This window comes from Nocardiopsis sediminis (assembly GCF_042650565.1).
In the GTDB taxonomy this organism is placed as follows: Bacteria; Actinomycetota; Actinomycetes; order Streptosporangiales; family Streptosporangiaceae; genus Nocardiopsis_B; species Nocardiopsis_B sediminis.
Genome location: NZ_JBHSBH010000006.1, coordinates 78,664 through 88,047 on the forward strand (window position 1 = coordinate 78,664; position 9,384 = coordinate 88,047).

The 9,384-nt window shown below is 72.5% G+C and carries 5 protein-coding genes and 1 pseudogene (1 of these 6 only partly in view); 5 read left to right on the forward strand and 1 reads right to left on the reverse strand.

All coding sequences use genetic code 11. The features are described from left to right. Positions 1-131 precede the first annotated feature (131 nt). Both ACFOVU_RS08920 and ACFOVU_RS08925 read left to right on the forward strand, forming a co-directional pair. Positions 132-968, forward strand: a complete 837-nt coding sequence (locus ACFOVU_RS08920; protein ID WP_378531731.1) for a chaplin family protein — start codon at positions 132-134, stop codon at positions 966-968. Between the two features lie 312 nt (positions 969-1,280). After that, positions 1,281-2,762, forward strand: coding sequence for a hypothetical protein (locus ACFOVU_RS08925; RefSeq protein WP_378531733.1), 1,482 nt, complete (start codon positions 1,281-1,283; stop codon positions 2,760-2,762). Between the two features lie 530 nt (positions 2,763-3,292). On the opposite strand, the gene ACFOVU_RS08930 is transcribed toward ACFOVU_RS08925, so the two are convergent. Then, positions 3,293-3,478: a DUF5703 family protein gene (locus tag ACFOVU_RS08930; protein ID WP_378531734.1), complete on the reverse strand. Its 186-nt coding sequence runs from the start codon at positions 3,476-3,478 to the stop codon at positions 3,293-3,295. A gap of 242 nt (positions 3,479-3,720) precedes the next feature. Between ACFOVU_RS08930 and topA the strand changes: the two genes are divergently transcribed. From topA to ACFOVU_RS08945, 3 genes and pseudogenes are all read left to right on the forward strand, one after another. After that, a complete protein-coding gene (gene topA / locus ACFOVU_RS08935; RefSeq protein ID WP_378531736.1) occupies positions 3,721-6,552 on the forward strand; it encodes a type I DNA topoisomerase in 2,832 nt (943 codons plus the stop codon). Between the two features lie 325 nt (positions 6,553-6,877). Next, a complete protein-coding gene (tmk, locus tag ACFOVU_RS08940) occupies positions 6,878-9,163 on the forward strand; it encodes a dTMP kinase (RefSeq protein ID WP_378531738.1) in 2,286 nt (761 codons plus the stop codon). 153 nt (positions 9,164-9,316) lie between these two features. Further along, positions 9,317-9,384, forward strand: a pseudogene (locus ACFOVU_RS08945) (DNA polymerase III subunit delta'); it runs 1,094 nt beyond the window's last position.

The window sequence follows — 9,384 nt, forward strand, 5'->3', positions numbered from 1 at the left end:
CCGGCCTCTGCCCTGACACGGCCCGCCGGTTCCGCGACGCCCCCGCCCGGACCGCTGCGCGCCTGTCACGAGTGACCCCCGTTTGGCGCCCCCCGATCTTCGAATCCGATCGAACCTTGAGGAACTGTCACATGTCACGGACATATACGACGACGTTCGCCGCGGTGGTCGCGGCCGGCTTCTTCACCGTTGCGCCGATCGCCTCCGCCGACACCACTTCGAGTGGGAACGGCTCTCTCGGGGGCGGCAATCAGGCCGTTGTCGACGGCGACATCCCCGTCAACCTGTGCGGGAACGCGGTGGCGCTGCTCGGGAACTCCGGCGCGCAGTGCTCCGGCTCCGGAGCGGCGGTCGCCGAGGGCAAGGACCACCACGAGGGCTCCTCCGACGACTCGACTTCTACCAGCGGGAACGGCTCCCTGCTGGGCGGCAATCAGCTGGACGCCGACGCCGATGTCCCGGTGAACGCGTGCGGCAACGCGGTGTCGGTGCTCGGGAACTCCGGCGCCGACTGCGAGGGCACCGACGCCGTGGTCGGTGAGGGGCCGGGCTCCGGCCATGGAGACGGACACGGAGACGGCCACGGCCACGAGGACGGCCACGGCTCGGAGGGCTCGGGCGGCGGTGACGACGAGCCCGGGCGCGAGCCGGAGGGCGCCGCGGGCGACGGCAACGGGCCGGGCGGCGCCGAGGGTTCGGGCGGCGGCTCCGAGGGCCAGGGCAGCGAGGAAGAGGAAGAGGGAACCCCAGATGACCACGGTGCCGCATCCCCGGCCACCCCGTCCGGTGGGCACGCCGCCCCGCCCGGGACCGGTTCCGAGGCCGCGATGACCCCCGCCGGGGGCACGGAGCTCCCCGCGACCGGAAGCGGCCTGGTCCCGTTCGTCGCCGCAGCGGTGGGGGCCGTCGCCGTCGGCGCCGCGGCCCTCCTGCTCGGCCGGCGCCGGGGCGCGCGCTCCCGGCGCTGACGGACATCGGCTTCCCCGGTCCCCGCGACCGGGGGGCTGACGCGAGTCCCGCGACGCGGCCACGATCGCGGGGTTCACGTCAGCCTCCGCTCATCCGGAGCGGAGCTGAAACAGGGCGTGCACCCACTCGTCAGCGAGCCACGCGCGAGGCGTTGCGCGCCCCCGTCCGGCCCGGTTCCGCACCCGCCAGGTGCGGTCGAACGGACGGCCAGGGCCAATGGGCAGCCGTGTCCCTCCCAGGGGCAAGGGCCTCCGCGGCCTCGCACGACTCCATCTCATCCACACGTTGATCCGTTTCGAAGGGACTTCCACATGCCTACGTGGGTCCGAACCTCCGCCAGGGCCGCGTTGCTCACAGCCGGCTTCGTCGCCCTGGGCGCGGGGGTCTCCTACGCCGACACCACCAGCACATCGGGCAACGGCTCGCTGCTCGGCGGCAACCAGCTGGTCGCCGACCTGGACGTGCCCATCAACGCCGCGGGCAACGCCATCGGCGTGCTCGGCAGCGCCGGGGCGGACGCCGACCACAGCGGCGCCCTGGTCGCCGAGGACGACGAGGACGTCTCCACCTCGGGCAACGGCTCCGCGCTCGGGGGCAACCAGGCCGTGATCGACGGCGACGTCCCCGTCAACATCGCGGGCAACGCCATCGCCGTGCTGGGCAACGCCGGCGCCGCTGCCGCCGGTACCGGGGCTGCGGTCATCGAGGGCGAGGAGGGGCACCACCACGGGCACGGCCCCGAGCGCGAGCACGACCGGGCGCCGGCGGGCCCCGAGCGCGAGCACCAGCTGAGCGACGCCGACGTCCTCACCAAGGTCGACGAGTTGCGGGCGACCACGGAGTACGCGGTCGGCGAGCTTGCGCCAAAGCCCCCGGTGTTCCAGGGCGGCACCTACGTCCAGCACACGGCCGCTCCCGAGTCGCCCGGCCCCGACCTGTCCTCGCTGACGGGGGCCGCGAGCGGCCTCGCCCGTCCGTTGCAGGTCGACACCGGCGAGCTCCAGGCCGGGCCGCCCCTGCGGCAGTCGGCGCCCGTCGAGCACCAGGCCGCCGAGGTCGTCCACCAGTCGGGGCACGGCGACGACGATGACGAGGTCTCCACGAGCGGCAACGCGTCGCTGCTGGGCGGCAATCAGGCCGTGATCGACGCCGAGGTCCCCGTGAACCTGGCGGGCAACGCCATCGGGGCGATCGCGGGCAACGCGGGCGCGAGCGCCGACCACACCACGGCCCTCGTGGCCGAGGACGGCGAGGACGTCAGCACCACCGGCAACGCGTCGCTGCTGGGCGGCAACCAGCTGGTCGCCGACCTGGACGTGCCCATCAACGCCGTGGGCAACGCCATCGCGGTGCTGGGCAACGCCGGCGCAGCGGGCACTGACAGCGGCGCCGCGGTCATCGAGCACCAGCGCGCGGAGAACGGCCCGGCCCAGAGCAACAGCAACGGCGACAGGGTCGAGCACAGCGCCGCCGAGGAGCCCGGCACCGAGGGCGGGCAGGCCGAGCTGCCGCAGCCCTCGACGGGGGCGGACAGCGTGCTGCCGCTGTCGGCCGAGCAGCCCCCGGCGCAGGGGACGGGGTCCCAGCCGACGGGCACCAACGAGCTGGGGCTGCCGGAGGTGGCGCTGGAGGACGTGCCGGTGGTGCGGACGCTGCCCGCCCCGGAGCCTGAGGCGGTGGCCCAGAGTTCGGAGCGGCTCGCGGGCGAGCTGGCCGGGCTGGCCGACGCAACCGAGGGCCAGAGCGGCACCGACCCGCTCAACTCGGTCACGGGCGCCCTGGGCTTGAACTAGGCCGCACGATTTCCACGGCGATCCGGGAGGGCGCGCGGACCGTGCTGGTCACACGGTCTGCGGGGTCCCCGCGGGTCACCTGGATAACGCAGTGCCGCCGGGCTCCTTCGGGGCGCCGGATGGGCACGGCGGAGTGAGAACCGGTGCACGGCGCAGCCGGCCCGTCTCCCCAATTGCAACGGTCGTGGTGGACTCTCGACGGGGTGATGGGCGCGGCGGCCGCGCCGCCGGATGCAGGATCGAGCAGTAACGGAAGTACGGCAGTACCGGCAGGGACCGGCGGCGCGCAGGCGCCGCCGGCCGAGGAGCACGAGAAGCAGGTACCGGCACACGGCCGGTGCACCCGCTTCCCCGCAGGCAACGGTCGTGGTGGACTCAGCGCGGGGCGGCGGACGTGACGACCGTGGCGCCGACACAGCGGGTCCCCCCGGGAATGTCCCGGGGGGACCCGCCGCTTACTGTCAGGGGCGGGCGGAGCGCGCCCGCCGGTCGGAGTGGCGACGACCCGGCACGGTGGTATGTGTCGGAAATCACATTAGACGGAGTTGGCGGATGATCTTCCGGCGCAGTGTGATGAGCCGGGTGCCATCCGGGTAGAGCCGCACACGGGCGAGCTCCCATCTCCCGTACTCGGCGTGTTCGGTCAGGGCCTGGCGGGCGGTGCCGCGTGAGGTGCCTCGCGGAAGCCGCAGCTCCCGGTATTCGTACTCGAGCATTGCGCTTATTCTGCGACTGCCGACGGGGTTCGTGCCATAGCGTTCATACAGGTGGGTTACCAGCGTGACGCACACGGGGAAACATCATGGGTCCCCCTCGGGGCTGTCCGACCATTTCGATCACGCCGCTCGGGAAGCGAACGCCGAAGTCGTCGGTTACCGTCAGTTGCTGGGGGACCGATGGGCTCGCGGTCCGGTAGATCGTCGCAGAGACAGCGCAAGGCTAGATGTAGGGGAAGAGCGTGCCACCCAAGAAGGGCAGCGCCGGCGAGAACGGCTCGAAGGAAACGGGACACAACGGCGGCGGCAACCGCCTGGTGATCGTCGAGTCGCCCGCCAAGGCCAAGACCATCGCCGGCTACCTCGGCCGGGGATACGTCGTGGAGTCCAGCATCGGCCACATCCGTGACCTGCCCAACAAGGCCGCGGAGATCCCGGCCCGCTATAAAGGCGAACCCTGGGCGCGGCTGGGCGTCAACGTCGACAACGCCTTCGAGCCGCTCTATGTCGTCAACTCCGACAAGAAGGCGCACGTCAAGAAGCTCAAGGAGCTGATGGCCGACGCCGACGAGCTCTACCTCGCCACAGATGAGGACCGCGAGGGCGAGGCCATCGCCTGGCACCTGCGCGAGGAGCTCAACCCGAAGATCCCGGTCAAGCGCATGGTGTTCAACGAGATCACCAAGGACGCCATCCGGCGCGCCGCCGAGAACACCCGCGACCTCAACCTGCCCTTGGTCAACGCCCAGGAGACCCGCCGGATCCTCGACCGCCTCTACGGCTACGAAGTGTCCCCGGTGCTGTGGAAGAAGGTCATGCCGAAGCTCTCGGCGGGCCGCGTGCAGTCCGTCGCCACCCGGCTGGTCGTCGAGCGCGAGCGGGAGCGCATCGCGTTCACCCCGGCCGAGTACTGGGGCCTCAAGGCCGTGTTCGACGCCATGGGCGGCGCCCCGGCCGAGGACCCCTCCACGTTCGTCGCGCACCTGGTGTCGGTCGACGGCGCCCGCGTGGCCGTGGGCCGCGACTTCACCGCCCAGGGCGTGCTGCGCTCCGCCGAGGGCATGCTGCACCTCGACGAGACCGCCGCCCGTTCCCTGGCCGCCCGCCTGGAGGGCGCCGACTATGCGGTGCGGTCGGTCGAGCGCAAGCCCTACAAGCGCTCGCCCTACGCCCCGTTCCGCACCACCACCCTCCAGCAGGAGGCGTCGCGCAAGCTCAACCTGTCGGCGAAGCAGACCATGCAGGTGGCGCAGCGGCTCTATGAGAACGGCTACATCACCTACATGCGCACCGACAGCACCACGCTGTCGGACAGCGCCGTCGCCGCCGCCCGCGACCAGGCGGCCCGCCTGTACGGCGCCGACCACGTGCCCGCCAAGCCGCGCGTCTACGCCAGCAAGGTGAAGAACGCGCAGGAGGCCCACGAGGCGATCCGCCCCGCCGGCGACTCCTTCCGCACCCCCGCCGAGACCGGCCTGAGCGGCGCGGAGTTCCGGCTCTACGAACTGATCTGGAAGCGCACCGTCGCCTCCCAGATGAAGGACGCCGTGGGCGAGTCCGTCACGGTGAAGGTCGCCGGCACCTCCAGCACGGGGGAGCTGGCCGAGTTCACCGCCACGGGCAAGATCATCACCTTCCACGGGTTCCTCAAGGCCTACGTCGAGGGCGCCGACGACCCCAACGCCGAGCTCGACGACCGCGAGCGGCGGCTGCCGCCGGTCGACGAGGGCGACCCGCTCAAGGCCGAGCAGCTCGAAGCCGAGGGCCACAGCACCCGTCCGCCGGCGCGCTACACCGAGGCGAGCCTGGTCAAGGAGCTGGAGGACCGCGAGATCGGCCGGCCCTCCACCTACGCGTCGATCATCGGCACCATCCTCGACCGCGGCTACGTGTTCAAGAAGGGCTCGGCGCTGGTGCCGTCCTTCCTGGCGTTCGCCGTGGTGCAGCTGCTGGAGCGGCACTTCGGCAACCTGGTCGACTACGACTTCACCGCGCGCATGGAGGACATGCTCGACGACATCGCGCGCGGCGAGACCGAGAGCGTGCCGTGGCTGCGGCGGTTCTACTTCGGCTCCGGCGGCGAGACCGGCCTCAAGGAGCTGGTCGGCGACCAGCTCGGCGAGATCGACCCCAAGGAGGTCAGCTCCTTCCCGCTGCCCGGCACCGACATCATGATCCGGGTCGGCCGCTACGGGCCCTACATGGAGCGCGACGGACAGCGGGTGAACGTCCCCGAGGACCTCGCCCCCGACGAGCTGACCGAGGAGAAGGCCGAGGAGCTGTTCGCCCAGCCCAGCGGCGACCGCGAGCTGGGCACCGACCCCGCCACCGGGCGGCCCGTCGTGGCCCGCAACGGCCGCTTCGGCCCCTACGTCACCGAGGTCCTGGAGGAGCCCGCCGCCGACTCCGAGGCCAAGCCCAAGGCGAAGTCGAAGGCGGCGGTGAAGCCGCGCACGGCGTCGCTGCTGAAGTCGATGTCCCTCGACACCATCACCCTCGACGACGCGCTGCGGCTGCTGTCGCTGCCGCGGGTGGTCGGCGAGATCGACGACGAGCCGGTCACTGCGCAGAACGGCCGGTTCGGGCCGTACCTGAAGAAGGGCACCGACAGCCGCTCGCTGGAGACCGAGGAGCAGATGTTCACGGTCACCATCGACGAGGCCAAGGAGATCTTCGCCAAGCCCAAGCAGCGGGGGCGCCGCGCCGCGGCCTCGGCCCCGCTGCGCGAGCTGGGCAAGGACGCCGCCACCGGCAGCCCGATGGTCATCAAGGACGGCAGGTTCGGCCCCTACGTGACCGACGGCGAGACCAACGCCTCACTGCGCAAGGGCGACGACGTCGAGTCGATCACCGATGAGCGCGCCTCGGAGCTGCTGGCCGAGCGCCGGGCCAAGGCGCCCGCCAAGAAGACCGCCGCGAAGAAGGCGCCGGCCAAGAAGCCGGCCGCCAAGAAGTCCACGGCGAAGTCCGGCACGTCCGCGTCCGGCACGGCGAAGTCCGGCACCACCAAGGCGAGCGGGACGAGAAGGACCGCCGCCTCCCGGGCGGCCAAGGACGGCACCCCGAAGTCCTAGCGCTGCCCCCAGGGCACCGGCCGCCGCCCGCGGCCCGGTGCCCGCCGGTCCGCCGGGCCGTCGGCCGGCGGGGGAGAGGCAGGGGTGGCGCTATCGTCCGCCCGGCAGTACAGTGCCGCGGACACACCATCCGCGGGCGCGGCGGTCGCCGCCTCTCTCGAACCGGGGTGACCCTGCCCCGATGCGCCGCGGATCACCCCTGTTCCATCCCGGTGGCGGCCCCCGAGCCCCGCCCGGGACCATCCCCTCCGCCGAGTGACGCCCCCCGTCCCGCAACCCCCGTCCGTACGCCGTCCTAGACCGGAACCGTCGATAACCTTTCGCTATGAGCAGATCTGCACCCCTTGGAGCGCCGGGCGAGGCGCGCAGTGTCCTTGCGAACAGGCCGTTCCGCCGCCTGTGGATCTCGCTGTCGCTGTCCAGCCTCGGCGACTGGCTCAGCCTGCTGGCCATGATGTCGCTGGCCGTGATCCTCACGCAGGGCTCCGCCCCGCTGGTCCAGTACTTCGCCGTCAGCGGCGTCGTCGCCCTCAAGCTCGCCCCCACGATCGTGCTCAGCCCCCTGGCGGGGCTGCTCGTCGACCGTGTCGACCGCCGGCTGACCATGGTCGTCGGCGACATCCTGCGCGGCGCCCTCTATATCTCCATCCCGATCGTCGGCGACCTGTGGTGGCTGCTCGCCGCCACCTTCCTGGCCGAGATCGTCGCCCTGTTCTGGACCCCGGCCAAGGACGCCACCGTCCCCGGCCTCGTGCCGAAGAAGCAGCTGGAAGAGGCCAACCGGCTCGGCCTGCTGACCACCTACGGCACCGCGCCGGTGGCGGCCGGGCTGTTCGCGGCGCTGGCGTCGGTCAGCTCCCTGCTCGGCGGGCTGATCCCGTCGATGGGCGTGCCCGAGGCCGACATCGCCCTCTACATCAACGGCGTCACCTTCTTCATTGCGGCGGCCGTCGTCTGGGGGCTGCCGGTCCCCAAGCGCGAGGCCCGCGCCGGGGCGGCCCCGCCCGCGCCGCCGGCGCCGCAGCAGGTCCCCCAGGTCGACCCCAATGAGCGCACCGCGCCCATCCCCGACCCCAACGCCCGCACGGCGGAGATCCCCGCCTCCGGCGACCCGATCGCCGCCACCGTCGAGGCGCCGGCGCTGCCCGACCCGGTCGAGCAGGCCGCCGAGCAGGCCAGGGCCAAGGCCGCGGCCAAGGCGGAACGCGAGAAGAACCGCTTCCGGCCCGAGAACGTGTTCCGCACCATCTGGACGGATCGGCGCCACGCCGGGGCCACCCCCCTGATGCGCGGGCTGTTCCTGGGCATGCTCGGTGTGTTCGCCGCGGGCGGCGCGGTGGTCGGCGTGGCGCGCGTGCTCGTCGAGCGCCTGGGCGCCGGCAACGCCGGGTTCGGCGTGCTGTTCTGCGCCGTCTTCGCCGGGATGGCCTTCGGCATGTTCATCGGCCAGCGGATCCTGCGCGACTTCAGCCGGCGCCGGCTGTTCGCACTGAGCATCGGCGTTTCGGGCCTGGCCCTGCTGCTCACCGGCCTCATCCCCAACCTGGTGATGGCGGCCGTGCTGACTTCCGTCGTCGGCGTGGGCGCCGGCATCGCCTGGGTGATCGGCCTGACCGTGATCGGCCACGAGGTCGAGGACGACCTCCGCGGCCGCGCCTTCGCGTTCCTGCACGCCGCCGCGCGCATCGTGCTGCTGGTGTCGGCCGCGGTCGGCCCGCTGGTCGCGGGAGTGATCGGCGATCACCGGATCCAGGTGCGCGAACTCGGCTACGACTTCCTCGGCACCGGCGCGGTGCTCATCATCACCGCGCTGCTGGTGCTGGTCGTGGCGTTCGTCTCCTACCGGCAGGTGGCGGAGGAGACCGAGGTCTCCTTGTTCACCGAGCTGGCCGCCGCCCTGCGCGGCGTCCCGGTGGCCGTGGAGAAGGACGAGGAGCGGCTTCCGGGCACCTTCATCGTCCTGGAGGGCGGCGAGGGCGCCGGTAAGTCCACCCAGGCCGGGCAGCTGTCGGTGTGGCTGCGCGACGAGGGCTTCGAGGTGGTCCCCACCCGTGAGCCGGGCTCGACCAAGCTCGGCATGCGGCTGCGCGCGCTCCTGCTCGACAAGGAGCACACGGGCATGTCGCCGCGGGCCGAGGCCCTGCTGTACGCGGCCGACCGGGCCGACCACGTCGGCGAGGTCATCCTGCCCGCGCTGCGGCGCGGCGCCATCGTCATCAGCGACCGCTACATCGACTCCACCCTCGCCTACCAGGGCGCCGGCCGCGAGCTCGACGCCGCCGAGATCGAGCGGGTCAACGCCTGGGCCACCGACGGCCTCACGCCGCACCTGACCGTGCTGCTGGACCTCCCGCCGGACGAGGGCCTGGCCCGCCTGGGCGGGTCCACCGACCGCATCGAGTCGGAGTCCGCGGAGTTCCACGGCCGGGTGCGCAAGGGCTTCCGCGAGCTGGCCGAACGCGACCCCGGCCGCTACCTCGTGCTCGACGCCCGCGAGCCGCAGGAGCAGATCCTGCGCGAGATCCAGCGGCGGGTGCGCCCGCTGCTGCCCGACCCGGTCCCGCAGGACGCCGAGGCGATCACCGGGATGATGCCGATCATCAAGGACTGACGGTCATCGAGGACTGACGGCGCCCTTCCGGTGCCGGTACCACCTCCACCACCTCGGGACCCCGGGACGGCCACCGTCCCGGGGTCCCGGGTTTTCCCGGGTCTGTGGACTCGCCCCACGGCCGTCCTCCGTTCCTCCTATGCTGGGGGCACGATGAGCGTCTTCGACGACCTGGTGGGCCAGGACACGGTGGTCGGCCAGCTCGGCGCCGCCGCGGCAGC

Bases quoted from the DNA above. Each gene is read 5' to 3' on its own strand.
- ACFOVU_RS08920 (WP_378531731.1), top strand. From the start codon at position 132: ATGTCACGGACATATACGACGACGTTCGCCGCGGTGGTCGCGGCCGGC.
- ACFOVU_RS08925 (WP_378531733.1), top strand. From the start codon at position 1,281: ATGCCTACGTGGGTCCGAACCTCCGCCAGGGCCGCGTTGCTCACAGCC.
- ACFOVU_RS08930 (WP_378531734.1), bottom strand. From the start codon at position 3,478: ATGCTCGAGTACGAATACCGGGAGCTGCGGCTTCCGCGAGGCACCTCA.
- tmk (WP_378531738.1), top strand. From the start codon at position 6,878: ATGAGCAGATCTGCACCCCTTGGAGCGCCGGGCGAGGCGCGCAGTGTC.